This window comes from Pseudomonas sp. GL-R-19 (assembly GCF_019956375.1).
Classification (GTDB): Bacteria; Pseudomonadota; Gammaproteobacteria; order Pseudomonadales; family Pseudomonadaceae; genus Aquipseudomonas.
On record NZ_JAHBDJ010000055.1, the window covers coordinates 23,499 to 47,790 of the forward strand.

Annotated in this window: 24 protein-coding genes; 13 read left to right on the forward strand and 11 right to left on the reverse strand. The window is 60.8% G+C overall.

Annotated features, from left to right (window positions below):
- Positions 1–22 precede the first annotated feature (22 nt).
- Complete coding sequence (locus tag KGA83_RS23565) at positions 23–670, reverse strand: LexA family protein (RefSeq protein ID WP_108219089.1); 648 nt, start codon at positions 668–670, stop codon at positions 23–25.
- A gap of 129 nt (positions 671–799) precedes the next feature.
- On the opposite strand from KGA83_RS23565, the gene KGA83_RS23570 reads away from it, so the two are divergent.
- On the forward strand, positions 800–1,141 hold the full coding sequence (locus tag KGA83_RS23570) for a DUF6124 family protein (protein ID WP_108219090.1): 342 nt from the start codon (positions 800–802) through the stop codon (positions 1,139–1,141).
- A 423-nt stretch (positions 1,142–1,564) separates the two neighbouring features.
- On the opposite strand, the gene KGA83_RS23575 is transcribed toward KGA83_RS23570, so the two are convergent.
- The 5 genes from KGA83_RS23575 to KGA83_RS23595 all read right to left on the reverse strand — a co-directional run bounded on the left by KGA83_RS23575 (position 1,565) and on the right by KGA83_RS23595 (position 6,397).
- Positions 1,565–3,175: a gamma-glutamyltransferase family protein gene (locus KGA83_RS23575; RefSeq protein ID WP_223531048.1), complete on the reverse strand. Its 1,611-nt coding sequence runs from the start codon at positions 3,173–3,175 to the stop codon at positions 1,565–1,567.
- Between the two features lie 55 nt (positions 3,176–3,230).
- Positions 3,231–4,010 carry an amino acid ABC transporter ATP-binding protein gene (locus KGA83_RS23580; protein ID WP_108219092.1) on the reverse strand — a complete coding sequence of 260 codons (780 nt, stop codon included), beginning with the start codon at positions 4,008–4,010 and terminating at the stop codon, positions 3,231–3,233.
- A gap of 1 nt (position 4,011) precedes the next feature.
- Complete coding sequence (locus KGA83_RS23585; protein ID WP_108219093.1) at positions 4,012–4,779, reverse strand: amino acid ABC transporter permease; 768 nt, start codon at positions 4,777–4,779, stop codon at positions 4,012–4,014.
- 11 nt (positions 4,780–4,790) lie between these two features.
- On the reverse strand, positions 4,791–5,597 hold the full coding sequence (locus KGA83_RS23590; protein WP_108219094.1) for an ABC transporter substrate-binding protein: 807 nt from the start codon (positions 5,595–5,597) through the stop codon (positions 4,791–4,793).
- Positions 5,598–5,728: 131 nt separating this feature from the next.
- A complete protein-coding gene (locus KGA83_RS23595; protein WP_108219095.1) occupies positions 5,729–6,397 on the reverse strand; it encodes a GntR family transcriptional regulator in 669 nt (222 codons plus the stop codon).
- Positions 6,398–6,763: 366 nt separating this feature from the next.
- Between KGA83_RS23595 and KGA83_RS23600 the strand changes: the two genes are divergently transcribed.
- On the forward strand, positions 6,764–7,909 hold the full coding sequence (locus KGA83_RS23600) for a M14-type cytosolic carboxypeptidase (protein ID WP_223531049.1): 1,146 nt from the start codon (positions 6,764–6,766) through the stop codon (positions 7,907–7,909).
- A 103-nt stretch (positions 7,910–8,012) separates the two neighbouring features.
- On the opposite strand, the gene KGA83_RS23605 is transcribed toward KGA83_RS23600, so the two are convergent.
- Both KGA83_RS23605 and KGA83_RS23610 read right to left on the reverse strand, forming a co-directional pair.
- Complete coding sequence (locus KGA83_RS23605; protein WP_223531050.1) at positions 8,013–8,558, reverse strand: cytochrome b; 546 nt, start codon at positions 8,556–8,558, stop codon at positions 8,013–8,015.
- Complete coding sequence (locus KGA83_RS23610; protein ID WP_108219097.1) at positions 8,555–9,640, reverse strand: catalase family peroxidase; 1,086 nt, start codon at positions 9,638–9,640, stop codon at positions 8,555–8,557. Before KGA83_RS23610 ends, KGA83_RS23605 begins: the two co-directional genes overlap by 4 nt.
- Positions 9,641–9,798: 158 nt before the next feature.
- On the opposite strand from KGA83_RS23610, the gene KGA83_RS23615 reads away from it, so the two are divergent.
- Together KGA83_RS23615 and KGA83_RS23620 are read left to right on the forward strand one after the other, a co-directional pair.
- Positions 9,799–10,305 carry an RNA polymerase sigma factor gene (locus KGA83_RS23615; RefSeq protein WP_223531051.1) on the forward strand — a complete coding sequence of 169 codons (507 nt, stop codon included), beginning with the start codon at positions 9,799–9,801 and terminating at the stop codon, positions 10,303–10,305.
- Positions 10,302–11,054, forward strand: coding sequence for an anti-sigma factor family protein (locus KGA83_RS23620; RefSeq protein WP_108219099.1), 753 nt, complete (start codon positions 10,302–10,304; stop codon positions 11,052–11,054). Before KGA83_RS23615 ends, KGA83_RS23620 begins: the two co-directional genes overlap by 4 nt.
- Positions 11,055–11,084: 30 nt before the next feature.
- Here the strand turns inward: KGA83_RS23620 and KGA83_RS23625 are convergent, their stop codons facing one another.
- Positions 11,085–11,921, reverse strand: a complete 837-nt coding sequence (locus KGA83_RS23625) for an IclR family transcriptional regulator (protein WP_223531052.1) — start codon at positions 11,919–11,921, stop codon at positions 11,085–11,087.
- A gap of 244 nt (positions 11,922–12,165) precedes the next feature.
- Here KGA83_RS23625 and KGA83_RS23630 point away from each other — a divergent pair, with 244 nt between their 5' ends.
- From KGA83_RS23630 to KGA83_RS23665, 8 genes are all read left to right on the forward strand, one after another.
- Positions 12,166–13,191: an ABC transporter ATP-binding protein gene (locus tag KGA83_RS23630; RefSeq protein ID WP_108219101.1), complete on the forward strand. Its 1,026-nt coding sequence runs from the start codon at positions 12,166–12,168 to the stop codon at positions 13,189–13,191.
- Positions 13,188–14,057: an ABC transporter permease gene (locus KGA83_RS23635; protein ID WP_223531053.1), complete on the forward strand. Its 870-nt coding sequence runs from the start codon at positions 13,188–13,190 to the stop codon at positions 14,055–14,057. The genes KGA83_RS23630 and KGA83_RS23635 overlap by 4 nt, the downstream gene beginning before the upstream one ends.
- A 6-nt stretch (positions 14,058–14,063) precedes the next feature.
- A complete protein-coding gene (locus KGA83_RS23640; RefSeq protein ID WP_108219103.1) occupies positions 14,064–14,858 on the forward strand; it encodes an ABC transporter permease in 795 nt (264 codons plus the stop codon).
- Positions 14,859–14,865: 7 nt separating this feature from the next.
- Positions 14,866–15,156 carry a (2Fe-2S)-binding protein gene (locus KGA83_RS23645; RefSeq protein ID WP_108219104.1) on the forward strand — a complete coding sequence of 97 codons (291 nt, stop codon included), beginning with the start codon at positions 14,866–14,868 and terminating at the stop codon, positions 15,154–15,156.
- 47 nt (positions 15,157–15,203) lie between these two features.
- Positions 15,204–16,559, forward strand: coding sequence for an NAD(P)/FAD-dependent oxidoreductase (locus KGA83_RS23650; protein ID WP_223531054.1), 1,356 nt, complete (start codon positions 15,204–15,206; stop codon positions 16,557–16,559).
- Complete coding sequence (locus KGA83_RS23655; protein ID WP_108219106.1) at positions 16,556–17,671, forward strand: NAD(P)/FAD-dependent oxidoreductase; 1,116 nt, start codon at positions 16,556–16,558, stop codon at positions 17,669–17,671. Before KGA83_RS23650 ends, KGA83_RS23655 begins: the two co-directional genes overlap by 4 nt.
- 18 nt (positions 17,672–17,689) lie before the next feature.
- Positions 17,690–18,751 carry an ABC transporter substrate-binding protein gene (locus tag KGA83_RS23660; protein ID WP_108219107.1) on the forward strand — a complete coding sequence of 354 codons (1,062 nt, stop codon included), beginning with the start codon at positions 17,690–17,692 and terminating at the stop codon, positions 18,749–18,751.
- Positions 18,752–19,065: 314 nt separating this feature from the next.
- Positions 19,066–20,379 (forward strand): leucine-rich repeat-containing protein kinase family protein, encoded by a 1,314-nt coding sequence (locus tag KGA83_RS23665; RefSeq protein ID WP_108219108.1) that lies wholly within the window; start codon positions 19,066–19,068, stop codon positions 20,377–20,379.
- Between the two features lie 150 nt (positions 20,380–20,529).
- Here KGA83_RS23665 and KGA83_RS23670 read toward each other — a convergent pair whose 3' ends face one another.
- Positions 20,530–21,234, reverse strand: coding sequence for a YebC/PmpR family DNA-binding transcriptional regulator (locus KGA83_RS23670; protein ID WP_008051121.1), 705 nt, complete (start codon positions 21,232–21,234; stop codon positions 20,530–20,532).
- A gap of 225 nt (positions 21,235–21,459) precedes the next feature.
- Between KGA83_RS23670 and KGA83_RS23675 the strand changes: the two genes are divergently transcribed.
- Positions 21,460–22,881: a type VI secretion system Vgr family protein gene (locus KGA83_RS23675; RefSeq protein WP_108219109.1), complete on the forward strand. Its 1,422-nt coding sequence runs from the start codon at positions 21,460–21,462 to the stop codon at positions 22,879–22,881.
- A 3-nt stretch (positions 22,882–22,884) separates the two neighbouring features.
- On the opposite strand, the gene KGA83_RS23680 is transcribed toward KGA83_RS23675, so the two are convergent.
- Complete coding sequence (locus KGA83_RS23680) at positions 22,885–24,276, reverse strand: FAD-dependent oxidoreductase (RefSeq protein WP_108219110.1); 1,392 nt, start codon at positions 24,274–24,276, stop codon at positions 22,885–22,887.
- Between the last annotated feature and the right edge of the window lie 16 nt (positions 24,277–24,292).

A 24,292-nucleotide genomic window follows, 5' to 3' on the forward strand; every position in this document is an offset into this window, starting at 1 on the left:
CGCATCGCGAGGACCGATCTGATCAGAACCTGGCAGTTGCCTGAACCACTACGCCGATGATTCGACAATCTTCGGCGTACAAGGCTTTCGGATACGTCGGATTGAGCGGCACCAGATAACGCTGCCCGCCCTCTTCGATGAGCTTGCGGAACGTGGCTTCGGCGCTGTCCGGCCACTGGGCAATGACCAGTTTGCCGGGCACCGCTTCCACCGCCGGGTCCACCAGGATCAGCATGCCTTCCGCAATACTGATGCCAGTGGGTGCGGTCATCGCATCACCTGACACTCTCAACCAGAATGCCGGTCCCTGCGCGTGATAATCGGACAATTCAAAGTGCCCTTTCCCATACACCGCAACCTCGCCATCGCGCACTTCGGCAGGTTCGCGCCAGTCACTGACCGGGTAGCGGAAGTACGGATTGTACTTCTGTGTCAGAGGGATTTCGTCGTCCGTTGACGCCTGCGGTTCCCGGATTACCAGCGCCACTTCGAGAAACTCAAGGCCCAGCGCCCGCAGGACACGGTTCATGTCTTCGATGCCGGGTTCACGACGTTTGTTGAGCCAGTGGCCAATGCCGCCCTGGGACATCCCGAGGCGCTCGGCGAGTATCTCTTGAGTGATTTTGAGTTCACTCATCTTGGCCTTGACCAATTCAATCCATTTATCCATGTGCGGCACGATACGTGGACGACTCCGGCCATCAAAACACAAATTGTAGTATTTAAATTATCGTCACAAATACATTACGTATTAGGATCGATTCACGGATCTGAATCTAACACGGAGCTTGCCATCGTCATGAACCCACCCACCAATGACCTGTCGGACATGCAAATCGACACCACCCTCACCTCTCCTCAGGGCTCAGCGGCGGCACAACGCGCGCTGGACTATTACTTGAAACCAGCTATTTCGGAGGAAGTGACCGAACCGCGTTTTTTTGATGTGAACCGCAACATCAGCGGCGAAGAGGCGCTGGTCCATGCTTTGGACCTGTTGCGCTGTGCTGCCGCCACCGCGTCCGAATCAGCCAATCACCTGCAAGGCGCAAACCGCGACCTGGCATTTTCGACGGTGCACATGATCGACATGGCCAAGGCGATGGTCGATCGATCGCTGGAGAAGTATGAAAACGGTTGAGGTGAGAACGCAAATCGAGAAGACAGGAAAGAATTTTCCTGTCGAGCAGGTAAAAATGATTGACCTGCAAACGATAATGATTATTATTACATCGACTGATCGCGAGATCAGTCGATGGACCAGATGACCTTAGGTCGGTCTCCTGGACTATCTCCTCATCAGGCTAATCACGGTTTTTGACCCGGCTTTTTGCCGGGTCTTTTTTTGCCGGTTTTTCTGGCTTTGGCTTCAGGCTAATGAAGTCTTTGGGTGCCGAAAATTCGATGGCGCGGACGATATCAAAAGAATTCCAGTTGGCAAGAGAAGCCCGGCTTCATTGGTCAAAACCAGCGACAAATAGCACGTGAGAACCAATCGCACAGTCTCTAAGCTGCGGCGGCGTCAAGGAGGACGCCGCCAACTCCTGGCCCTCTCTCCTACTCTTCAATACACCGCTATATGTGAATCCGTTCGTGGCTCTGTCCCACCGCATAACACACCGGTTTCAGGATCGCGCAAGATAATTTGCCCACGCCCATAACTGGTGAGATCGCATGCCACCTGAACCTCGTGCCCGCGACGCGTCAGTGCCGCCGCCATATCTCGCGAAGCGTCCTGCTCAATGCCCACCTTCATGCCCCCCAACCATTGCCAACGCGGTGCGTCCAGCGCGGCTTGAGGGTTGAGTCCGAAATCCACCAGATTCATGACCATCTGCACATGCCCTTGCGGTTGCATGTAGCCGCCCATGACACCAAAGGGGCCCATCGCTTCACCGTCTTTTGTAAGGAACCCTGGAATGATGGTGTGGAAGGTCTTTTTGCCAGGCGCCAGGCAATTGGCGTGCACGGGATCAAGGCTGAACTCTTCACCGCGGTTTTGCAGGGCGATACCGCTGTCAGGCAACACCACGCCGGAACCAAAGCCGTGGTAGTTGCTCTGGATGAACGAAACCATGTTGCCCTCCGCATCGGCGGTGGCCAGATAGACGGTGCCACTGGCGTGGGGATCACCCGGCAAGGGCGCCACGGCCTGTTCACCAATCTGCGCCCGGCGATGAGCGCAATAGTGATCGCTGAGAAGATCTTCCACCGCCACCCGCATGTGCACCGGATCGGTGATGTAGTGCAAACCATCGCTGTAGGCGAGTTTCATGGCCTCGAGTTGACGATGCCAGGTCTGCTGGCTGTCGCGATGATCGAAGTCAAAGCCCTCGAGAATCTTCAACGCCATCAACGCCACGAGTCCCTGACCGCTCGGAGGAATCTCCCAGACGTCGACACCACGATAGTTGACCTTGATCGGCTCAACCCACTGGGCGCTGTAGTCCTGCAAATCACTGGCGCGCAGATAGCCGCCCGTGGCCCGCGAATGCGCATCCAGCCTCTGCGCCAGCGCGCCACGATAAATACTTTCACACTCGGTGGCGGCCAATTCGCTCAAGGTCCGTGCCTGGGCCGGGTTACGGAACAGCTCGCCGGCGCGGGGGGCACGGCCTTCGATCAGGAAGGTCTCGAACCAGCTCTCGAGCACGTCGCTACGGTCCGGAGTGAAATCCTCCAGCGCGGCTTGCCACTGCAAGGCCACCACTGGCGAAACGGGAAATCCGTCCCGCGCCAGACTGATCGCCGGTTGCAGCAAGTCCGCAAAGGGCAGACGACCGAAACGCCGGGACAATTGCGCCCAGGCCGACGGGCAGCCAGGAACAGTGACAGGCGTCCAGCCATGCAGCGGCATTCTTTCATGACCGGCCGCTTTCACTGCCTCAATGCCCAGGGCTTGCGGGGCGGCGCCGTTGGCAGCCAGGCCATGCAGTTTGTCTTGGGTCCAGACCAAGGCAAAAGCGTCACCACCGATACCACAACCGGTGGGCTCGACCACCGTCAATGCGGCTGCCGTGGCGATGGCCGCATCGATGGCATTGCCGCCGCGACGCATCACTTCTATCCCGGCTTCGGCGGCCAGTGGCTGAGAGGCGGCGACCATGCCGCGCTTGGAAAAAACGCTTTGACGTTGTGAGGTGTAGGGATACTCGTGGGCAGAAAATTTGAACATGGCAGGACTCACACAAAAGTAATGTTCATAAAAACCTGTAGGAGCCGGCTCGCTCCTACAACACGCGACTGAGAAAGGCGCGGGTACGGGCGTGCTTCGGCTGGCTGAAGATCTGTTCGGGTGGACCCTGCTCGATCAGCTCGCCTTGATCGAGGACCACCACCCGATCGGCCACTTCGCGGGCAAAGCCCATTTCGTGGGTGACCACGACCATGGTCATTCCCTCCTCGGCCAACTCCTTCATGACTTGCAGCACTTCACCCACCGTCTCCGGGTCAAGGGCGCTGGTGGGCTCGTCGAACAACATCGCCTGGGGTTTCATGGCCAACGCCCGGGCGATGGCCACCCGCTGCTGCTGCCCGCCGGAAAGCATCGAAGGGTAGTGATCCGCCTTCTCGGCCAGCCCGACCCGCTTGAGTAACCCCCGCGCCTGCTCCACCGCTGCCGCGCGAGGCACGCCGAGCACATGGATGGGCGCCTCGATGATGTTTTCCAGGGCGGTCATGTGCGGGAACAGATTGAAGCGCTGAAACACCATGCCGATGTCCCGGCGCTGACTTGCAATGTTGCGCTCCGAGTCCCGGACCAGGCTGCCATCGGCGCGGGTGCGGTAACCCATGGGCTGGCCGCTGACACGGATTTGCCCGGACTGAATGTCCTCAAGCAGATTGATGCAGCGAATAAAGGTGGTTTTGCCTGAACCGGATGCGCCGATCAACACCACCACTTCACCCCGTTTCACTTGCAGCGAAATGCCCTTGAGAATTTCCAGGTCACCAAACGACTTGTGAATATCCAGCGCTTCGATGACCAGCTCTTCACTCATGTGCGCCATCTCAACGCCCTCTCAACAGTTTCATGGTGTTGCGACCGAACATTCGGCTGGCGGCCTGAGCCGGGCGATCGGATTGGCCGAAACGCGCCTCGAGCCAGCGCTGGAAAAAGCCCCAGAGCGTGGTCAAGGCCAGGAAGTAAATGGCAACCACCAGATACAACTCGAACACCCGGAAGGTCGCCGAGGTCACCATTTGCGTGCTGAGCAACAACTCCTGCACCCCGATCACGCTGACCAGCGTGGTGTTTTTCAGCATCACGTTGAACTCGTTGCCCAGCGGCGGCACGATCACCCGAAACGCCTGGGGCAACACGATACGGCGCATCAACTTGGGAAACGTCATGCCCAGGGACCGCCCGGCTTCGTACTGGCCCTTGTCCACCGCACCGATGCCGGCCCGAATGATCTCGGCCATGTACGCGCCTTCGTTGAGGCCCAGGGCGATGATCGCGGCCTGAATGTTGCCCGGCACGATGAACCAGCCGAGGTCCAGATCTTCGAAGCGGAAAATTCCACCGGCCGCCAACGCCGTGTACAAAAACACGATCTGCACCAGCAGCGGCGTGCCGCGCATCAGCCAGACATAAAAGCGCACCGGGTATCGCAACAGCGGGTTACTCGACAGTTTCATCAACGCCGCGATCAACCCCAGCACACAGCCGAGCAACATCGCCGACACACTGATCAGGCACGTCAGCCACAACCCCGTCAGGTAGACATCACTGGGCTGTAACAGGTATTGCCAGAACACATCCCAATTGAAGTTCATCAGGTTCGTCCTCAGTCCAGTTTGTCGCTGCCGACATGCCATTTACTGAGGAGTGCTTCGTAACTTCCGTCGGCGCGCATGCCTTGCAAGACTTCGGTCAGCGCGACGGTCAATTGCGGATCACTTTTGCGCACACCGAAACCGGTCAGGATGCGGTTGAAAGCAGGCACCGCCGATTGAAACAAGTCAGGGGCCAGTTGCTGGTAGTGGCCGGCAGACTCGACCGTGGTGCCGAAAGCGTCCACCTGGTTGATGCGCAAGGCCTGAAATGCATCGGCGTCGACGTTGTAGACCACCAGTTTCATCGGTGCCTTGCCGGCCGCTTCGAGTTTTTCGTTCTCTTTGCCCAGCAGCACGCGGATGGTTGAACCATTACTGACTGCGACCTTGAGCCCCGACAAATCTTCCAGCGTGTTCACCGATTTCGGATTGCCTTTGGGCACCACGATGGACTGGCTGGAATACATGAAGTTGACGATGTCGATCACCTCACGGCGTTCGGGTTTGTCGAACAGTTGATCGACGATCATGTCGCACTGTTGCGCCAGCAGCGCCGGGATCAGCCCGGCGAATGGAGAGATCCGCCATTCGACTTTTTTGTCACCCAGGCGCTGGGCAATCGCCTCGCCCATATCCACCTGAAGTCCGACCGGTTTTTGCTTGAGGTCAAACGACACCAGCGGTGGCGAATCCATGCCGGAGCAATAGACGATCTTCTCGCTCTTGCTTAATCGCTCGGGAAGTTCAGGCGCCGCCAGCGCCCATTGCGAGTAGAGGCTTAAGGAAAGGACAGCAGCTAACGCGCAAGGCTTGTACATGGCAATACTCCAGGTGGCTGCAACGAATGTCCGGGAGGAGCCGCCGCAGGCTGCGATCTTTTGATGTTGCTTCTGAAAAGATCAAAAGATCGCAGCCTGCGGCAGCTCCTACGGGAAATGTGTTTGTTCTTCTATTGATGAGCCTCAAGAAACTGAATCAGGCGCGGAATCGTTCCTTCGATGTGCTCGCACACCACCGCCGCCGCTTCATCCGGATCGCCGGAACGCAACGCGGTCACGATCGAGGCATGTTCGTCCCGGGCACTGCGGGGCTTGTCGGCGTGTTGCAGCCACAGGCGCATGTGCGGCTCGATCACCGAATACAGCGCCGAAATTTGCCGCATCAGGCGCGGGCGTTCACTCAGGCTGCACAGGTATTCATGGAAGGCGCGATGACGGCTGACCCACTCGGCACCGTCCTCGCGGTAGTCGTCCATCTCGTCGAGCAGACGCTCCAGATGGCTGAAATGGCGCTCGGTCATTTTGCTGACAGCCACCCGGATGGCGAGCCCCTCAAGGGCACTGCGCATCTCGAACACTTCACGCATTTCGTCGATGTTCAGGCCCCGTACGATGGCGCCGCGATTGGGCCGCAACGTCACCAGGCCGTCGGCATCCAGACGGCGGAACGCTTCGCGCACCGGCATGCGGCTCATGCCGATTTCACCGGCGATGTCCTCGGCGATCAGCCGTTCACCGGTGCGGTAACGTCCTTTGCAAATGGCCTCCAGAAGAAAGTTGTAAGCCTCCTCCTCAGCAGTAACAGGTTGGCGCTCGGTATAGGCAGGGGCGAATTTCATCAGTGCACCTTTTGTATTTTTGTATCCAATTATCCATAAATCCAAAACAGCACATTGCGTGCCAGATTCAGCGCATCTATTGCAGGTATTTGATTGCATTGATGTATCAGCCATTACGACGACTGGTTACACCCGAAAGTATTGATCCGGAACGAGTTGAAATGCCCCATCCTGTCACCTGAAGGCCTCAAAACGGTGCTGGTGGTAACACGGATGATCGCTACGCTTGGTTGGAGGACTTCGTGGCAAACCTTGAGTCGCAAAGTGAACAGGCGTCTTGGTGGTGAGACGGTTTTTCTGCGCTCCTAAGGCCCTGCACTTGCGTGTAAAGTGGCCGCCATAAAAATCTTGATCAGGAACCCGACCGTGGCTAAATCCTCCCTCGACATCAGTGCCAATTTCGACAGCGGCAACATCCAGGTAATCGATGTCAGCGACCCGCTCAAGCCCCTGCTGGCGATCCGCTCCGATACCAAAAGCAACCATTTCCAATGGTTCCACTTCAAGGCCAGCGGCCTGCATGTTGGCCAGGAACACTGGTTTCGCCTGAACAATGCCAGCCAATCCTCCTATAACAAAGCCTGGACCGGTTATCAGGCGGTGGCGTCCTACGATCACGTCAACTGGTTCCGCGTACCGACCATTTTCGAAGGCGACTGCCTGCGTTTCAGCCTCGAAGCCGAGCAGACCCACGCCTGGTTCGCTTACTTCGAACCCTACAGCCGCGGCCGCCACGACTGGCTGATCGAGCAGGCGCTGACCAAGGCCGGCACCGAACTGTTGGCCACCGGCAAAAGTGTCGAAGGTCGCGACATCCAGTTGTTGCGCAAAGGCACCGGGGCCGAGGGCCGACGCAAGGTATGGATGATTGCCCAGCAACATCCGGGCGAACACATGGCCGAGTGGTTCATGGAAGGCGTGATCGAACGCCTGGAAAAACACGACGACCCTGTGCTGAATAAACTATTGGCCAGCGCCGACCTGTACCTGGTACCGAACATGAACCCGGATGGTGCTTTCCACGGCAACCTGCGTACCAACGCCATGGGCCAGGACCTCAACCGCGCCTGGCAGAGCGCCAGTCAGGAAATCAGCCCGGAAGTCCTGTTCGTTCAGCAACAAATGGAAAAGTACGGCGTCGACATGTTCCTCGACGCCCATGGTGACGAAGAAATCCCTCACGTATTCACCGCCGGTTGCGAAGGCAACCCCGGTTACACGCCGCGGATCGAAAAGCTCGAGGAGCACTTCCGCAGCCATCTGAAGCACACCACCAAAGACTTCCAGACCAAGTACGGCTACACCCGCGACGAGCCGGGCCGGGCCAACATGACGCTGGCCTGCAACAGCGTCGGGCAGAAGTACGACTGCCTGTCGTTGACCCTGGAAATGCCGTTCAAGGATCACGACGATCATCCAAACCCGTTGACGGGCTGGTCGGGCAAGCGGTCGAAGCAGTTGGGGAAGGATGTGTTGACCACCGTGGCCGAGATGGTCGATAGCCTGCGTTGATTGCCCTTTAAGATCAAAAGATCGCAGCCTGCGGCAGCGCCTACAGGGAAACGTATTCCAATGTAGGCGCTGCCGCAGGCTGCGATCTTTTTTTGCCCGGCTATTATCCGCGATCCTTACCCCGCAACATGCTGTCCAGCACCTCATCGCGACGCACCCAACCGTGAAACAACGCTGCCGCCAAATGCAGCAACACCGTCAGAAACAACAGATACGCCAGATACCCGTGCGCCTTGCGCAAAAACGCAAACACCTGCGCATTCGCCGGCACAATCGACGGTAGTTGCAATGAACTGCTGAGCATGACCGGCTCGCCCGACGCCGAAATCATCGCCCAGCCCAGCAGCGGCAGAACCAGCATCAACGCGTACAGCAACACATGCGACGCCTTGGCCGCGACTACTTGCACACCCGGCATGTCCGCCGGCAGAGGTGGCTGCGTGGTGGAGAAACGCACCACCAGGCGCACGATCACCAACAGCAAAATCGCGATGCCCAAGGGTTTGTGCAGATGAATCAGCCATTCATGACGCTCGGACACCGAGGCGACCATGCCGGCGCCGATAAACAGCATCGAGATGATCATCAGCGCCATCAGCCAGTGCAGCAGGCGCGCCAGCGGGGCAAAGTGGTTCGGTTGGTTGCTCATTGCTGGGCCTCCTGTTTGGCGGCGGGCAACTGGCTGACTTCGCTGGTGCGACGCAGGTAGGAATTGGCGTAACCGGCTGAACGGGTGGCGAGCAACGGGTCGTCGGAACCTTCGATCCCGGCAGGCAACACCAGCGGATCGTAGTTGATGTCACGGCATTCACCGTTGAGTTGCGGTTGAGTCTTTTCAAGCACCAGGGTGCCAGCGTTCAACACCTTGCGCCCTTCGGGCCAGGCCTTGCTGGCGTCGTTGACCGGATCGCCGGGGTTGGCCAGGGTGATGTTCAACTGCCAGCGCAACGGGCCGGCGGCAATTCGCTGAACCAGGTCTTTCTCCAGGAAATCATTGCCCTCCGGTGCTGTGCCCCCCGGTGCGTCCTGGGCCAGTGGCACCATGTTCCAGCGCACGGCCTGGCGTTGGCCGGCCGCGTTGACCAGGTAGAACGCATTGACGCTGTTGTAGTTTTCGGTCACGTAACTGGCCGACGGCTTGGCAGTCTTGATCCAGGCCAGGAACGGTGCGGCTTGCGGGTGCGAAGCAAAAAACGCCGATACCGCCTTGGGGTCCGGTTTGCCGGTGGCCGGGTCTGGCGTCTGGGCTTTTTGCAGTTGATAGAACGCCTCTGGCGTGTCCACCGGGAACACCGGCATGCTGTTCATCCCGGTGCGCCACTGCTGGCCGTTGGCCTGAGTGAAGCGCAAGGCCATGCTGCGGATCGGCACGGCACTGTCTGGCGCGTTTGGGTTACCGGACCCCAAGGCGAAACGCCCCACCACTGGTGTCCGTGCTTCGTTGAACACTTGAGCGGTGGAATAGCTGCGCGCCTCAAGGCTGCTCTCGAAATGCCCGATCACGCACACGCCTTTGGAATGGTTGCGACGCAAACCCGGATGCACGCCGTTGTTGGCTTCCAGCACGTTGATCAGTTTTTTCGGGGTCAGGCGCTGTGGGTCCAGGGTGCCGTTGACGTAGGCAAATGCCGCAGCCACTGCGGCAACGACCACGGCAATGCCCGCCAGACGCAATGTCAGGCTCGCCGCACTCAAGGGTGGCCGGGGTGGCGGTGATGATCGATCTACCATGAAAGACTCCAGGGCCATCGGCCACAAGTGAGAAGAATCAAGCAGACGAACCGCACGCAGGTTTATTCCCACATGCGGTGTTTATTTTTTCTGACGTGGAATAACCTCCAGGTTCGGACGTCTTCCTAGTCCCAAGCGTAGCGACTAGTCAGAACTTCATGAACGATATCGACGAACAACTGAGGGAAATCATTCCCCGATTGCGACGGTTTGCCCTGTCGTTGACGCGCAACGCCAGCAGCGCTGACGACCTGGTGCAGGCAAGCCTGGAGCGGGCATTGTCGAGTTGGAGCGGCAAACGCGTCGAGGGCGACTTGCGCGCCTGGCTGTTCTCGATTGTCTATCGGCAGTTTCTCGATGCGCACCGCCGCTCCCGGCGCTATGCGCGCATGCTCGAATTCTTCACCGGGCGTGACGATGCCCAGCCCTCGGTGGAGCGCACCGTTATCGCTCAATCGACCCTCAGCGCTTTCGACCGACTGCCCACCGAGCAACGTGCGCTGCTGCTCTGGGTGTCGGTGGAAGGCCTGAGCTACAAAGAGGTCGCCGGGATTCTCGACGTACCCACCGGCACCGTGATGTCCCGCCTGTCCCGGGCTCGCCAGGCCCTGCGCCAACTCAGCGATGGCGAAATCAACCGCCCTTCCCTGCGGAGACTCAAATGATCAGCATGCCCCCCAGCGAGCACGACCTGCACGCCTACGTCGACCACCAACTGAGCGACGCCGACCGACGCCGGGTGGAGACTTTTCTGGCGAGCAATCCGCAAATCTCCGCGCAAGTGCGCGCCTGGCAACTGGACGCCCAGCAACTGCGCGCGGCCCTCGGTGGCGCCTTGCAGCAACCGGTCAACCCGAACCTCGATCCAGCCGTGATTCGCCAACACCTGAAACGCCAGTCCCGTCGGCATCTGGCCAGCGCGGCGGTGCTGTTGATCGCGGTCAGTGTCGGCGGATTCAGCGGTTGGCAAGCACGGGAAATGACCCTGGTCAGCGCCCCGGCACCGATGGCCGACGCACTGCAGGCCTATCGCCTGATTGCCCAGCAAGGCCTCCTGCCGGCCGATTACAAGGTCGGCGCGGACGGCGATATGCAAGGCTGGCTCGACCGTTATTTCACTCAGGCCAATCGCCTGCCCGACCTTTCGGATGCCGGCTTCAAACCGGTCAGCGGGCGCCTGCTGAGCACCGAGCAAGGCCCGGCGGCGATGGTGGTCTACGAGAATCAGGGCGGGCAGAAAGTCAGTTTCTATGTGCGCCCGCCAGGGCCGAAAAACTTCCTGCTGCCCAGGGGCAGCCGCAGTGATGGTGAGTTGCAGGCCGAGTACTGGTCCGGTGGCGGCTACAACTATGCGATGGTCAGCCCGGCGGACACGGCGGCGGCGCGGATGCTCAAACAGACCACCCAGTTCTGACAGATCAAAAGATCGCAGGCTGCGATCTTTTCATCCTTGCCCGAACACCTGCGAAGGCCGGCGCAGCAGCGGGTCGAACGGATTGATCCGCGGCCCGATCAGCGCCGCTTCGCGCTTGAGCATGTCCACCACCGTCGGCAGTCGATCCGGGCCCAATCGGTCACTCACGGTCGCCACACTCAACGCCGCCACCGCACGACCTTCACGATCGAGAATCGGCACGGCCACCCCGGCCATGCCCTGCAGCACGCCGGTATTGCGCCCGGCGTAACCCAGGGCGCGCACGTTGTCGACTTCCGAGCGCAGGAACACCTCGTCATACAGGTGGAAGTCTTTCAGGCGCGGCAAGTTGTAATGGATGACGGTGTCGCGCTCCTCCTCCGGCAGAAACGCCAGAATCGCCAGGCTGCCCTGACCCACGCCAAGCGCCACACGCCCGCCGATATCCCCGGTAAAGGTGCGGATCGGGAACGGCCCTTCGCTGCGGTCCAGACAGATCGCATCAAAGCCGCAGCGCGCCAGCAAAAACAGCGAATCACCCAGCGACGCCGAGAGTCTCAGTAGCGCCGGCCGTGCCAGTTCGCGCAAGTTTCCGGTGTTGCCCGCACGAGCCGCCAGCGCGAAAAAATCCAGGCTCAGGCGATAGCGTTTACTGCGCGCATCCTGCTCGACCATGCCCTCGTCCATCAGGCTGCGCAGTAACCGATGGGTCGTCGGTTGCGATAAACCGATGCGCTGCGCCAGTTGCGTCACCCGCTCGCCGCCCTCGACGGTATCCCCCAGTGTTCGCAGTACCGCAAACAGTCTTGAGACGGCGCCGACACCGACTTCATTTTTGTTTTCATTCCGCTCAATGGAATCGTGCATCTTGTTTTCCGATTATTAATTTACTGATCGAATAAAACTTAAAATAGTCATCGCCTCAGTGAAATAGGCCATTGAGCCCATCCTAGTCTTCGTCCTACTCTGCGTCCAGACAGGGGCGATTCGAACAACAGCGGCAGCCGACTCAAGTCGAGCGCCACGCACCCCGGCAACATCTTTTCGTATCTGCCCATACAAAAAAGCGCGCCTTTGGGTGACGCATAACAATCTCAGGTGGAGCGCAGTCATGGCTTTTGTGCAACTTGAAAAACTCTGCAAACGCTACGGCGAAATCGACGCTGTCGTCGCCACCGACCTCTCGGTCGAGAAAGGTGAATTCGTGTCCTTGCTCGGCCCCTCGGGGTGCGGCAAGACCACCACTCTGCAAATGATTGCCGGCTTCGTCGAAGTCACCAGCGGGCGCATCGTGCTCGATGGCCGCGACATCACCCACGCCAAACCCGCCAGCCGCGGCTTGGGGGTGGTGTTCCAGAGCTACGCGCTGTTCCCGCACATGACCGTCAAGGACAACGTCGCCTTCGGCCTGCGCATGCGCAAAGTGCCGAACGCCGATATCCAGCAGCGAGTCGACCGGGTACTCAAACTGGTGCGCCTGAATCAGCACGCCGAGCGTTACCCGCGGGAGCTTTCCGGTGGCCAGCGCCAGCGCGTCGCCCTGGCCCGCGCCCTGGTGATTCAGCCGCCGGTGCTTTTGCTGGATGAACCACTGTCCAACCTCGACGCCAATCTGCGCGAAGAGATGCAATTCGAGATCCGCCGCATCCAGCGCGAAGTTGCAATCACTACGCTGATGGTCACCCACGACCAGTCGGAAGCGCTGTCCATCAGCGACCGTGTCGTGGTGATGCAGGCCGGGCGCATCACCCAGATCGACGCGCCCTACACCCTCTACGAACACCCGCGCACCGAGTTCATTTCCGGATTCGTCGGCAAGGCCAATCTGCTGCCCGGCGAGCGCAATGGTGCCGGTGCGGTTCAGGTGTGCAGTGTTGGCAAAGGCGATCTGACCCTGAGCCTGCGGCCGGAAAAAATCGATCTGCGCGATGCCGGCCACGGTCGCTTGCAAGGCAAGATCGTCAGTCGGTTTTTCCTCGGCAGCCAATGGCTGTACGGCGTCGGGACGAGCCTGGGTGAACTCTGCGTGGTGCGCCGCAACGATGGCTCGGCGCCGTTGAACGAAGGTACTGCAGTCGGTCTGGACTGGGACGCGACGCTGCTGCGAGTGCTGAGTGTCGACGAGGTACCAGCATGAGTACGCTCACCGCCACCCGCCAGGGACGCCAGGGGTATTGGCTGTCTGCACCGGCCCTGGCCTTGTACCTCGGCTTGCTGATCATCCCGCTGGGATTGCCCCTGGTGCTGTCGTTCAACGTCTTCGACTACAGCTCGGGGATCAATGGCGACGCCTACACCGTCGAGCACTACAGCAACCTGCTGGGCGATCCGTATTTCTACGAGATCTTTCTGCGCACCTTGTGGATCAGCGCCCTGACCACTTTGCTCTGCGTGCTGATCGGCGTGCCCGAGGCCTATATCCTCAGCCGCATGGGCACACCCTGGCGCTCGATTTTCCTGATTCTGATCCTCACTCCGCTGCTGATTTCGGTGGTGGTGCGCGCCTTCGGCTGGAGCCTGTTGCTCGGCGCCGACGGCCTGGTCAACCAGACCCTGCAAGCCCTCGGCGGCTCGCCGATGAAGCTGCTCTATACGCCGTTCGCGGTGGTGATTGCGCTGGTCCACGTGATGCTGCCGTTCATGATCATTCCGGTCTGGACCTCGCTGCAGAAACTCGATCCCGCCGCCGAACAAGCCGCGCAGTCGCTGGGCGCCAGTCACTTCACGGTGATTCGCCAGGTCGTGCTGCCACAGGTCATGCCCGGTGTGTTGTCCGGCACATTGATCGTGTTTGGCCTGGCCGCCAGCTCTTTCGCGATCCCCGGCCTGCTCGGCGGTCGTCGGCTGAAGATGGTTGCCACGCTGATCTACGACCAGTACCTGTCGGAGCTCAATTGGCCCATGGGCGCGACTATTGCCGTGGCTCTGCTGCTCATCAACCTGCTGATCATGCTGTCGTGGAATCGCATGATCGAAGGCCGCTACAAGAAGTCATTGGGATAATTCGTCATGTCCAGGAACGGTCCTTTCGCCCTGCTGTTTCATACCCTGGTGGTGCTGTTCATGATGGCGCCGCTGGTGGTGGTTTGCCTCGTGGCCTTCACCCCGGAAAATACCCTGAGCCTGCCGACCACGGAGTTCTCTCTACGCTGGTTTCGCGCGGTGTTCGAGCGTGCCGATTTTGTCGATGCGTTCTACAACAGCCTGATCCTGGCGTTCAGTGCCGCCACCCTGGCGACGCTGATCGCGGTGCCCGCCGCGCTGGCGATCACCCGATTCGAGTTTCCCGGTCGAGACTTTCTCAACGGCCTGTTTCTGTCGCCGATCATCATTCCGCACCTGGTGCTCGGTGTGGCGTTGCTGCGCCTGTTTGCGTTGCTGGGTGTCAATGGCAGCTTCGTCTGGCTGATCTTCGCCCACGTACTGGTGATTACACCGTATGTGCTGCGTCTGGTGCTGGCCTCGGCCATTGGCCTGGATCGCAGCGCCGAACACGCCGCGCAATCCTTGGGCGCCGGGCGCTTCACACTGTTCCGCCAGATCACCCTGCCGATGATTCTGCCGGGGGTGGCCGGTGGCTGGTTGCTGGCGTTCATCAACAGTTTCGACGAAGTCACGCTGTCGATTTTCGTCACCTCGCCGGCCACACAAACCCTGCCGGTGCGCATGTACGTGTACGCCACTGAGTCCATCGATCCGATGATGGCGGCGGTGTCGGCACTGGTGATTGCGCTGACCGCGCTGACGATGATTCTGCTTGATCGGGTCTACGGCCTGGATCGGGTGCTGGTGGGTAAACAATGAGGGCGCCATGGCTCTGCTGAGAAGACTGGCCGAAGCTGACCGCCCGGCCCTGGACTTTACCCTCGACGGCCATCCCGCCAGCGGTTTGCTCGGCGATACCGTGCTGACCGCCGTGCTGACTTGCAGCGAACACCTGCGCGGCAGCGACTTCAGCGCCGAACCCCGCGCCGGCTTCTGCCTGATGGGGGCCTGTCAGGATTGCTGGGTGCGCCTGGGCGATGGTCGCCGGGTGCGCGCCTGCTCGACGCTGCTCGAAGCCGGGCAACAGGTCTGCCGCGAACCGGGGCGATCGTTATGAATAAACATTCCATCTGCAGAAACCGGATCCCTTGTGGGGGTAAGAGTATGAAGTCTGTGGTCATCGTCGGTGCCGGTCCGGCGGGCATTCGTGCGGCGCAAACGCTGGTTGCCCATGGCGTGTGTCCGGTGCTGCTGGACGAAGGCGCACGCGGCGGCGGGCAGATTTATCGGCGTCAACCGGCCAACTTCAAACGATCGCCGGTCAAGCTGTACGGCTTTGAAGCACGCAAAGCCAATGCGCTGCATCAGACGATTGACGCACTGCGCGAACAAATCGATTACCGCCCCGAAACCCTGGTGTGGAATGCCGAGGACGGCGCCCTCGACACCTTGCAGAACGGCCGCGCCGCACGCATGGAGTTCTCCCGGGTGATCGTCGCCACCGGCGCCACCGACCGGATTCTGCCCGTACCGGGCTGGACATTGCCGGGGGTCTACAGCCACGGCGCGGCGCAAATCGCCTTGAAGTTCCAGGGCTGCGCCATCGGCGAACGCGTGGTGTTCGCCGGCAGCGGCCCGTTGCTGTACCTGGTCGCCTATCAATACGCCAAGGCTGGCGCCAACGTGGTCGCGGTGCTCGACAGCTCCCCCTTCAGCGCACAGGCCCGAGCCCTGCCTGGCCTGCTGGCGCAACCGTCCACGCTGGCCAAAGGCATTTATTACCGCAGCTGGCTGACCGCGCACGGTGTCCCTGTGCATCAAGGCGCGACCCTGGCAGCCATCGACGGCGAGCAACGCGTGCACTCGCTGCGCTGGTCCAACACCAAGGGCAACCACTCACTGGACTGCGACGCGGTGGCCTTCGCTCACGGCCTGCGCAGTGAAACCCAACTGGCCGATCTGCTCGGCTGTGAATTTGCCTGGAACCCGCTCAATCGCGCCTGGTTACCGCAGCGTGACCGTGCGGGCCGCAGCAGTGTCGCCGAGGTTTATCTGGCGGGCGACGGCGCCGGCATCATGGGTGCGGACGCGGCGGAAATGGCCGGTGAGCGCGCCGCTTTGGCACTGCTCGAAGACATGGGGCATCTGATTCCGGCGCAGCGCCCTGCGCTACTGGAACACCGCCTGGAACGCATTGGCGAATTTCGTCAGGGCCTCGAACGCGCCTTTACATTTCCCGACAACTGGGCCGCCGGTCTCGCCGATGACGTGATGGTCTGTCGCTGTGAAGAAGTACGCGCCGGGGATATTCGCGACGTGGTGCGCGAAGGTCATTGGGAAATCAACCGGGTAAAGGCTCATTGTCGTGTCGGCATGGGGCGTTGCCAGGGTCGGATGTGCGGTGCCGCAGCAGCAGAAATCATTGCCTGCCAGAGCCGGCGCGCCGTGTCCGATATCGGCCGGTTGCGCGCCCAGGCACCGATCAAACCGCTACCGTTTGGCCTGGAGATCGAGCCTTGAACGAAGTCGACGCAGTCATCATTGGCGGTGGCATTGTCGGTGCAAGCGCCGCCCTGTTTCTCAGTCGGGCCGGCCGGCGCGTGGCGTTGCTGGAACGGGATTTTTGCGGCTCACATTCCAGCGGCGTGAACTACGGCGGCGTGCGGCGTCAGGGTCGTCCCCTGGCACAATTGCCGCTGTCGCAAAAGGCCCACGAAATCTGGGCGCAGTTGCCACAACTGATCGGCATCGACGGCGAATACCAGCGTAGCGGTCACCTCAAACTGGCCCGCAGCCTCAACGATCTGCAAGCCCTGCAGGACTACGCCGATAGCAGTCGGGGGTTCGGCCTCGATCTGCAAGTGCTCGACCGAAGCCAATTGCGCGCGCGTTTTCCGTGGGTTGGAGATGTGGCGGCAGGCGCGTCCTATTGCCCGGACGATGGTCACGCCAACCCGCGCCTGGTGTCTCCGGCGTTCGCTCGGGCGGCGCGGCAACAGGGTGCACAGGTTTACGAACAATGCGCGGTGAGCGCGGTAGAACATGACGGGCAACGGTTTCGTGTGCGTACGCAAACCGGCCAGGAATGGCGTGCCCCCTGTCTGTTGAACTGCGCCGGAGCCTGGGCCGGCAGCCTGGCCGCGCAGTTCGGCGAACCGGTGCCGATGCATTCAGGTCATCCGGCGATGCTGGTCACCGAACCGTTGCCGCTGGTGATGGATGCCAGCACCGGCGTCGAGGGCGGTGGCATTTATGCCCGTCAGGTTACCCGGGGAAATTGCGTGCTGGGCGGCGGCCAGGGCTTTGCCCTCGACGAGACCCGCGCCCGCCCCGGTCAAGGCGCAGTGCTGGAAATACTCCGCCAGGCCGTCGAGCTCTACCCGTTTCTTGAAGGTGCCCAGGCGATTCGTACCTGGAGCGGCACCGAAGGTTATCTGCCCGATCGCCAACCGGTGATCGGCCACAGTGGCACCCAACCCGGTCTGTTGCACGCGTTCGGCTTTGCCGGCGCCGGTTTCCAGATCGGACCCGCGGTGGGCCAGGCGCTCACCGAAATCATCTGTAGCGGCGCGTCAAAGACGTCGCTGGATGCGTTTTCCATCACCCGGTTTCACTCCATCTCCGTAGCTTGATAGAGGAAGGTCGCGCCAATGAATAACGTCAAACGCAGTGCACTGCTCGGTTTCTCCTGGCTAAGTTTTTCTTGCGTGGGCGCCCTGCTCACGGTCACTCAGGCCCAGGCCGAGCCGACTCTTTATCTGGGCATGAACGGCGGGACCATGGAGCGGCTCTATGCCGACAAGGTGCTGCCGGCTTTCGAGAAGGCCAACAACGTCAAAGTGGTGATCGTACCGGGCACCTCCGCCGATATCCTGGCCAAGGTCCAGGCCAGCAAAGGCAACCCGCAGATGCACGTGATGTTCCTCGACGACGGCATCATGTACCGCGCGATCTCCATGGGCCTGTGCGACAAACTCGAAGACAGCCCGACACTGGAACAGATTCCGGCCAAGGGACGGATCAAGGACCAGGCCGTGGCGGTCAGCCTCGGGGTCACCGGGCTGGCATACAACACCCGCTTGTTCAAGGAAAAAGGCTGGAGCGCGCCGACCTCGTGGATGGACATGGCCGACCCGCGCTTCAAGGACAAACTGGTGTTCCAGTCGATGGCCTCTTCGACGTTCGGCTTGCACGGTTTCCTGATGTTCAACCGGATCCAGGGCGGCACCGAAACCAATGTCGACCCTGGTTTCAAGGCCTGGCCGAACACCGTCGGGCGTAACGTACTGGAATACATTCCGAGCTCGGCGAAGATCTCCGAAATGCTTCAGACCGACGAAGCGGCGCTGTTCCCGTTGACGCCGACCCAGGTGACGGCTCTGAAGCTCAAGGGCATGCCAGTGGAATATGCACAGCCGAAGGAAGGGGCCGTGGTGCTCAACGTCGCCGAATGCGCAATCGCCAACAACACGCAACCGGAGCTGGCGCAAAAACTTGCCGCCTTCTTGCTGACCCCCGAAGCCCAGGCCGTCGCACTCGAGGATGGCGACCAGATTCCGTCCAACCCCAACACCCCGACCACCGAGCGAACCCGCGGTCAGGTCGAAGCCATGAAACAGTACCTCGATACGGCGATTGCCGTGGATTGGGATCAGGTCAACGAACAACGTCCGGCATGGAGTGCGCGGTGGAACCGCAGTATCGAGCGCTAGGTCACTGGCCGGGCACAGCTGTGTGGGCCCTGCGCGAAAGCCTGGACGGCGATGCCATTGATCTGTCGCGTACCCGCAGTTGATTGGGGCAACTGGTCGAAGTCAGCGAACCCGTCTGATCGATAGCTTTTTGTTGTATTAAAGGGCCTCTTCGCGAGCAAGCCCGCTCCCACATTGAACCGAGTCGCCGCTGATCAAATGTGGGAGCGGGCTTGCTCGCGAAAGCGGCCTGACAGTCGCCACATCTTTCCCGCTATCATGTCGCGCATTTCCGGGGCCACGCGCCTATTCCTTGATCAAAAGCGAACCTGTTCATGCATACCCTTGCTCAATTGCGTGCCGGCGAGTTGTCGGGCATCACGCGGCTGGATCTGGTCGACGGCCTCACCGAATTCCCCCGGGAGATCTTCGATCTGGCGGACTCGCTGGAAGTGCTCAACCTCAGCGGCAATGCCTTGAGCGCCCTGCCCGAGGACTTGCATCGCCTGACCCGTTTGCGCGTGCTGTTCTGTTCCGATAACCGCTTCACCGAGTTGCCGGCCTGCCTGGGCCAATGCACCGCACTGACGATGATCGGCTTCAAAGCCAACCGCATCGCCCACGTGCCCGCAGCGGCGCTGCCGCCGCTGCTGCGCTGGCTGATCCTGACCGACAACTGCATCGAAACCTTGCCGAGCGAACTGGGAGAGCGCCCGTTCCTGCAAAAGCTCATGCTCGCCGGCAATCGATTGCAAGCGCTGCCGGAGTCATTGCGTCAGTGTCATCGGCTGGAACTGATCCGCATCGCCGCCAACCGGTTGACCGGGTTGCCGCAATGGCTGCTGGAGCTGCCGAGCCTGACCTGGCTGGCCTATGCCGGCAACCCGCTGGAAACCGAAGCCGATGCCGCGGCCCTCGACGCCACTTCACGCATTGACTGGTCGGCGCTGCGTCTGGAGAAGAAACTCGGCGAAGGGGCGTCCGGGGTGATTCATCAGGCCGTCTGGCAACCGGCTGACCAACCGGCCACGTCAGTTGCGGTGAAGCTCTACAAGGGCGAAATGACCAGCGACGGTTCGCCATTGCACGAGATGAACGCCTGCATCACCGCTGGCCTGCACCCGAATCTGATCCGCGTCGAAGGGCGGATTGTCGATCACCCGCAGCAAACCGCCGGGCTGGTCATGCAGTTGATCCCGCCGAGCTTTCGCAACCTCGCCGCGCTGCCGAGCCTGGCGTCGTGCAGCCGCGACATTTACCCCGACGATTTGCGTTTCAGTGCCGCGGTGGCGCTGCGCATTGCCTCGGGCATTGCCTCGGTGGCCGAGCACCTGCACGGTCATGGCATCACCCACGGCGACCTCTATGGGCACAATATTCTCTGGAGCGAACAGGGTGATTGCTTGCTGGGAGACTTTGGCGCGGCGTCGTTCCACGGGATTTCCGACAGCCTTGAAAGCCGTGCCTTGCAGCGGATCGAGGTGCGGGCATTCGGGGTGTTGCTGGGGGAGTTGCTGGAGCGGGTTGATTCGGGGTTGAGCGATGCACTGCGTGGGCTGCTGGAGGATCTGGAGCGGCGTTGCTGTCAGCCGCAAGTGCTGGCACGGCCTGGTTTTGGTGAGATCGTTCAGGAATTGAATGGTTGGTGACCGCTGCGCGGTCAATCGTCGGATCGCCGCCCGGAGCAAGCTCGCTCCCACAGTTGACCGAGTTGCCCGGACGGACGCGATCTAATGTGGGAGCGAGCTTGCTCGCGATGACGGCCTGCCAGACAACAGGGCCGTCATTGACACAAAGACTTAACCCGCCAACCCGACAAACATGTCCTGCACGTCGTCGTGGTTATCGAGGCCTTCGAGGAACGCTTCGACTTCCGCCATCTGCTCATCGCTCAGGCCGCTGACCGGGTTTTTCGGCTGGTAGCCCAGTTTGGCCGACAGCACGGTGAAGCCTTGTTCCGGTAGGGCTTTCTGTACCGCGTCGAGGTCGGTCGGCTCGGTCAGGAACAGGGTTGCACCCTCTTCACCCGGCTCGAAATCCTGTGCACCGGCTTCGATGGCGGCCATTTCCGGATCGGCGTCCGGGGTGTCCGGCGACGCTTCGATCATGCCAACATGGTTGAAGTCCCAGGCCACAGAGCCGGAAGCACCCAGTTGGCCCTTGCGGAACGCCACGCGGATCTCGGCCACGGTGCGGTTGATGTTGTCGGTCACGCACTCAACGATCAACGGCACCTGATGCGGGGCGAAACCTTCATAAGTCACGCGATGGTATTGCACGGTCTCGCCCAACAGGCCCGCGCCCTTCTTGATGGCGCGATCCAGTGTTTCCTTGGGCATCGAAGCTTTCTTGGCCTGTTCAACCACCAGGCGCAAGTGCGCGTTGGTAGCAATATCAGCGCCGTTGCGCGCAGCAATGGTGATTTCTTTCACCAGTTTGCCGAAGATCTTGCCCTTGGCATTGGCTGCCGCTTCTTTGTGTTTAACCTTCCACTGTGCGCCCATTTCTCACTCTCTTATCTGTGGCATCTGTGGCGCCGAGACATCTATTGGCCGACGCTTTGTGCAAGTTTATACGGCCTAAAGTTGGCAATCGACCAAAAAATCCCGACTTGCATCGACATCTTCACCAGCGGTTGTAGGGCGATTCGGAAATGTCGCTTTAATGTGCCCGCAATGCGCTGAGGTTTCGTACGCTTTGCACCCTATTCCACGGCAGCAGCGTGTTCGATGCACAACGACAAGGAAAGTCCCACCATCCTGACGCTTCTCGACGATGACCTGAGTTTCCAGGTAGTCCGGTTCAGCGGTCATGAAGCACTCAACCAGCCCTATCGATTCGATATCGAGGTTATCGGGCTGGCACCGGCCCTGAGCCTTGAACGATTGCTGCAGCAACCGGCGTTCCTCGAATTTGGCCACGACCAGGGCATTCATGGCCTGCTGCACAGCGCCAGTTGTGAACATCGAAGCGGGCACCGGGTCGCTTACAAGCTGGTGCTGGTGTCCCGTGTCCAAGTGCTGGAGCAGCAAGGACGCCGACGAGTTTTCCAGCGCGCCAGCGTGCCCATGATCCTGCGCCAATTGCTCGAGGAACACGGATTGCCCGCCGGCAGTTATCGCTTTGAACTGGCAACCGGGCACTATCCCCTGCGACCTTTTTGCATTCAGTACGATGAAACCGACCTGGCGCTGCTGCAACGACTGTGCGAGGAAGAAGGCATCCACTACCACTTCGAGCATCAACGCGACGGCCATGTCCTGGTGTTGGCCGATGACAGCCTGAGTTTCCCCCAGGAACCGTTGCTCATGCCGATGCGCAGTGACGACCTCGACGAACATCAGGAACCGGTGATCAGCGAACTGTTCCAGCGCCATGACGCGACGCTCTCCCCCGTGCGCCCGGGTGCCAGGAATCCTGGTGTAGCGGACACCAGCGACGGCGCAGCCAATCACTCGTTCGCCACGACAAGACACTTTCCCGCCCACGAACAACAACATCGCGATCAGCTCAGCCGTCGACAACTGGAACGCCTGCGCTGTCGACACCTGCAGATCCACGGTCAAAGTAATCAGGGTGCATTACGCAGCGGCCGGATCGTACAGGTGGCCGAGCACCCGCTGGCGAATTTCAACGACCAATGGCTGGTCACCGAAATCCGCCATCAGGGTCGTCATTCATCCATTCTGCTTGACGACACACCCGACATGTCCCCGGGTTACCGCAACCAATTCAGCGCCATCCCCTGGTCGACCGTGTTCAGGCCCTCGCTCAAACAACCCAGGCCGAGCATTCCCGGGTATCAGCCCGGCCAAGTGTGCGGCCTGGTCGGGCAACCGCCGAGGGTGGATGAGGATGGCCGGGTTCAGGTGAACCTCTGGCCCGTCACACAATCAGTCGCAGAGGCGTCCGATGGCCTGTGGCTGCCGCTGGCGCTGACCACCGCCGAGGACTGGCTCGATCCGTCCCGCCTGCCCTTGGCCGGCAGCGAGGTACTGGTGATTTTCCTCGACAGTGACCCGGATCGCCCGGTGCTCTGTACGGCCATGGGCTCTCGGCCACAACCTCGCGGCCCTCGTCCGCGTGAGCCCCGTGGCGATACCCGCCTGCTGTTCGACTGGCTGCTCAGCCGCTCGGACCTTGCGCCCTGACACTCAGCCCTTGTCAGCCTTGCCGGCCGCTGCGGCGAACTTCGCCAGACGCACATCCAGATGCCGCGGCCGACGCCCGTGATCCTCTGCGCGCTCCTTGCGGCGGATGGCGTTGCGCACCATCAGCGAGCCGATGTAGCGAATCGGTTCCGGCGGGAAAAAACCCAGCGGTCCGTTGACCAGTGGTGAGCGAGTCCAGGGGTTGTCCAGGCCCAGGACCATCGACGCCAGAATCTGCCCGCCCATATGGCAGGGCCCGACACCGCTGCCGGAGTAGCCAAAACCGTAGAACACATTGCCACTGGCGCTCATCTGCCCGAAAAACGGCAGCCCGGTCACCGAACGGTCCGACGGACCATTCCAGGTCGCTTCGACCTTGACGTCGGCAAACGCCGGGAAGAAATTCGCCAGGCTGCTCTGCAACAAACCGGCGTAAGGCGAAGGTTGATCGAACACCGGCAGCATGCGTCCACCGTAAGCGAAGGTATTGCCACCCTTGCCAAGCATGATCCGGCCGTCCGGGGTGTTGTGGTAGTAGTGCACGAAAATCCGTGAATCGAGCACCGTGACGCCGCTGGTCAGGCCGATTTCTTCGAGCAAATCCGGCCGTGGCTCGGTGATCAGCATGTCGCTGGAAACGATCGCCACACTGCGCTCGAACTGCGGGAACGCTCGGGCCATCCAGGCGTTCATCGCCAGCACCACGCGGTCGGCGCGGACGGTGCCGCCGGGGGTTTGAATGCCCACCGGCTTGCCCTCTTCCAGCCCGGTCATCGCGGTGTTTTCGTGAATCCTCACGCCCAATTGCAGGGCAACCCGGCGCAGACCACGCACCAGCTTGCCAGGCTGCACACTGGCCGCGGCCGGAGAAAACCAGCCCTCCAGGTGTTTGCTGGAACCAGCCATGCGCTGCACATCGGCCACCGGCCGCCGGGTGAACGAGTTGATGCCGTGGCGCTCCAGTGCGGCGATGACCGCATCGGTCGAGCCGCATTGGGCACGGTTGGTGGCGGTGTAGAGCGTACCGTCAAGGCGGTAATCGGCGTCCACCGCATACTGTTCGCAGAAGGCGCCGATGGCATGGATGCTGCGCTCGGACTCCTTGACCAGACGCACGGCCTCTTCGACGCCGAACAAACGCTCAAGGGTGAAATACTTGGCCGACCACGACAGCGCACAACCGCCATTGCGCCCACTGGCACCGGCACCGCAGATATCCGCTTCGATCAGCAACACGTCCAGCTCGGGGTTCTGCTCCTTGAGCATGATCGCGGTCCACAACCCGGTATAACCGCCGCCGACGATGCACACGTCGGCGCGGCTGTCGCCTTGCAGTGGCGGACAGGTTTCGGATGCATCAGCTTTCAAGGCCTGGTCCAGCCAAAAGGGTCTCATGGGAAAACTCCAGTCA

Coding starts and splice junctions, on each gene's coding strand:
- KGA83_RS23565 (WP_108219089.1), bottom strand. CDS start 670: ATGGATAAATGGATTGAATTGGTCAAGGCCAAGATGAGTGAACTCAAA.
- KGA83_RS23570 (WP_108219090.1), top strand. CDS start 800: ATGAACCCACCCACCAATGACCTGTCGGACATGCAAATCGACACCACC.
- KGA83_RS23575 (WP_223531048.1), bottom strand. CDS start 3,175: ATGTTCAAATTTTCTGCCCACGAGTATCCCTACACCTCACAACGTCAA.
- KGA83_RS23580 (WP_108219092.1), bottom strand. CDS start 4,010: ATGGCGCACATGAGTGAAGAGCTGGTCATCGAAGCGCTGGATATTCAC.
- KGA83_RS23585 (WP_108219093.1), bottom strand. CDS start 4,779: ATGAACTTCAATTGGGATGTGTTCTGGCAATACCTGTTACAGCCCAGT.
- KGA83_RS23590 (WP_108219094.1), bottom strand. CDS start 5,597: ATGTACAAGCCTTGCGCGTTAGCTGCTGTCCTTTCCTTAAGCCTCTAC.
- KGA83_RS23595 (WP_108219095.1), bottom strand. CDS start 6,397: ATGAAATTCGCCCCTGCCTATACCGAGCGCCAACCTGTTACTGCTGAG.
- KGA83_RS23605 (WP_223531050.1), bottom strand. CDS start 8,558: ATGAGCAACCAACCGAACCACTTTGCCCCGCTGGCGCGCCTGCTGCAC.
- KGA83_RS23610 (WP_108219097.1), bottom strand. CDS start 9,640: ATGGTAGATCGATCATCACCGCCACCCCGGCCACCCTTGAGTGCGGCG.
- KGA83_RS23615 (WP_223531051.1), top strand. CDS start 9,799: ATGAACGATATCGACGAACAACTGAGGGAAATCATTCCCCGATTGCGA.
- KGA83_RS23620 (WP_108219099.1), top strand. CDS start 10,302: ATGATCAGCATGCCCCCCAGCGAGCACGACCTGCACGCCTACGTCGAC.
- KGA83_RS23625 (WP_223531052.1), bottom strand. CDS start 11,921: ATGCACGATTCCATTGAGCGGAATGAAAACAAAAATGAAGTCGGTGTC.
- KGA83_RS23630 (WP_108219101.1), top strand. CDS start 12,166: ATGGCTTTTGTGCAACTTGAAAAACTCTGCAAACGCTACGGCGAAATC.
- KGA83_RS23635 (WP_223531053.1), top strand. CDS start 13,188: ATGAGTACGCTCACCGCCACCCGCCAGGGACGCCAGGGGTATTGGCTG.
- KGA83_RS23640 (WP_108219103.1), top strand. CDS start 14,064: ATGTCCAGGAACGGTCCTTTCGCCCTGCTGTTTCATACCCTGGTGGTG.
- KGA83_RS23645 (WP_108219104.1), top strand. CDS start 14,866: ATGGCTCTGCTGAGAAGACTGGCCGAAGCTGACCGCCCGGCCCTGGAC.
- KGA83_RS23650 (WP_223531054.1), top strand. CDS start 15,204: ATGAAGTCTGTGGTCATCGTCGGTGCCGGTCCGGCGGGCATTCGTGCG.
- KGA83_RS23660 (WP_108219107.1), top strand. CDS start 17,690: ATGAATAACGTCAAACGCAGTGCACTGCTCGGTTTCTCCTGGCTAAGT.
- KGA83_RS23665 (WP_108219108.1), top strand. CDS start 19,066: ATGCATACCCTTGCTCAATTGCGTGCCGGCGAGTTGTCGGGCATCACG.
- KGA83_RS23670 (WP_008051121.1), bottom strand. CDS start 21,234: ATGGGCGCACAGTGGAAGGTTAAACACAAAGAAGCGGCAGCCAATGCC.
- KGA83_RS23675 (WP_108219109.1), top strand. CDS start 21,460: ATGCACAACGACAAGGAAAGTCCCACCATCCTGACGCTTCTCGACGAT.
- KGA83_RS23680 (WP_108219110.1), bottom strand. CDS start 24,276: ATGAGACCCTTTTGGCTGGACCAGGCCTTGAAAGCTGATGCATCCGAA.